2 protein-coding genes and 1 pseudogene are annotated in these 2,110 nt (G+C 67.0%); all 3 read right to left on the minus strand.

From position 1 onward, the window contains the following. Positions 1–275 (minus strand): annotated as a pseudogene (locus ACTS11_RS11055) (ABC transporter permease); the annotation flags it as partial. 4 nt (positions 276–279) lie between these two features. Then, positions 280–1,221 (minus strand): ABC transporter permease, encoded by a 942-nt coding sequence (locus tag ACTS11_RS11060; protein WP_442640368.1) that lies wholly within the window; start codon positions 1,219–1,221, stop codon positions 280–282. Between the two features lie 79 nt (positions 1,222–1,300). Further along, positions 1,301–2,110, minus strand: an 810-nt coding sequence (locus ACTS11_RS11065; RefSeq protein ID WP_442640369.1) for an ABC transporter substrate-binding protein, incomplete at its 5' end; no start/stop codon positions are given.

The raw sequence follows: 2,110 nt of genomic DNA on the forward strand, positions 1-2,110 counted from the left end.
CCCAGCGGCAGGCCCAGCACGATGGACATGCCGACCGCGAGGACCGCGATCATCAGCGAGGTCTGCGCGCCCAGCATCACGCGGGCAAGAAGGTCGCGGCCGAGCTGGTCGGTGCCGAGCGGGTATTCGAGCGACGGCGGCTGGAGGCGCGCGCTCATCACCATCTGGGTCGCACGCTCGGGCGGGATGAAGAAGGGCGCGAGGACCGCGACCGCGATCACCGTCAGCAAGAGCGCGAGGCCGATCAGCGCCTTGGCGGAGAGGAACTTGCGCATCGCCCTACCCCAGCCTGATCCGCGGGTCGATCGCCCGGTAGAGGAGATCGACGGCGAGGTTCACCAGCATCACGACCGCCGCGATCACGAAGATCGTGCTCTGGATCAGCGGGATGTCCCGGTTCAGCAGCGCCTGGTAGGTCAGCCAGCCCATGCCGGTATAGGAGAAGAGGCTCTCGATCACGATGATCGAGCCGAAGAGATAGCCGATCTGGAGGCCCGCGACCGTCATCACCGGACCGATGGCATTGGGCAGCGCGTAACCCCAGACGACCGTGCGCTCGGGCAGGCCCTTGGCGCGGGCCACCCGGATGAACTCCTGGTTCAGGATGCCCATCATCGCCGACCGCGTCATCCGCGTCAGGTGCGCCATGAGCCCGAGCGCGAGGGCCAGCGACGGCAGGAAGGCGTGGCGGACGGCGCCGAGGAGATCCGCGGTCGGGTCGACGAAGCCCGAGGAGGGCAGCCATCCGAGCCCGGCGGCGAAGAGCAGGATCAGCATGATGCCGATGAAGAAGTCCGGCATGCTGAGGCCGAGGAGCGCGACCGTCGAGGAGGTCGTGTCCTGCCAGCGGTCGCGATGCCGCGCGGCCCAGACGCCCAACGGGATGGCGAGGACCAGCGCCATGAGCATCGTCAGCACCACGATCAGCCCCGAGGCCAGCACCTTCTGCGAGATGAGCGGCGCGATGGGCTCGTTGAACAGCAGCGACTCGCCCCAGTTGCCGCTCAGCATCCCCCCCATCCAGCGGCCGTACTGCACCAGAAGCGGGTCGTTCAGCCCCAGCGACTCCCGCAGGCCCTCCAGCGCCTCGGGGTTCGACTGCGTGCCCATGATCATCATCGCCACGTCGCCCGGCAGGATGTTGGTGATCCCGAAGGTGACGATGGAGATGAGGAACAGGGTAAGCGCGACCGACAGGAGCCGGTTGACGAGATAGACCATCGGGACGGTATCCGGGGTTGGGGGGCCGACGAGGATCGGGCGGGGCGGCCCTGGGAAGCGCCCCGCCCGGCTCTCGGGATCAGGCGTTCAGCCAGACCCTGTGGAAGTTGAGGTTCGACCCGTTGGGGTGCACCACCGTGTCGAGCCCGCCCACCGACGGCAGCGCCGCGATGGAGCCGTTGCGGTACCAGAGCACCACGTCGAGGGACTCGTCGTAGATGTGCTGCTGGATGCGCTTGTAGATGTCGATGCGCGCCTGCGGATCGACCTCGCCGCGCGCGGCCTCGGCCAGTTCGTCGATCAGCGGATCGACGATGTTGCGGTAGTTGAAGCCGCCGGTGGAGTGGTAGAGCGAGTAATACAGGCGATCGGGCTCCCAGATGGTGAAGAAGTTCATCATCGTCATTTCGAAGTCGCGGTCGACCCAGACCTGGCTCAGCCAGTCGGCCCAGGTGAGCTGCTCGATCGTCATGTTCACGCCCGCCTCGCGCGCCCATTCCGCGATGATCTGCGCGCTGTCGACGTGGTAGGGGTAGTTCGTCGTCACCTTGAAGACGACATTCAGGCTTCCGGCCGGATAGCCCGCCTCCTCCAGCAGCGCGCGCGCCGCGGCGATGTCCTGCGCCCGCTGGACGATGTCGCCGTTGCGCGAGGCGTCGTTCGGGAAGCTCGGCGTCGGCGTCGTCTGCCCCTGCCCCCAGAGGGCGCCCTGCATGAGCATCTCCTTGTCGATCATCAGGTCGAAGGCCTGACGCACGCGGCGATCCTGGAACAGCTCGAGGTTGTGGTTGAAGTTCACGAAGTCGAAGTTGAGCGGCGCCCAGGTGCGGACCTGAAGGTCGGGATCGGCCTCGACCTCCGAGATGCGCTCGGCCGGGATGTCGTTGAT

This window comes from Roseicyclus sp. (assembly GCF_052168335.1).
Lineage (GTDB): Bacteria > Pseudomonadota > Alphaproteobacteria > Rhodobacterales > Rhodobacteraceae > Roseibacterium.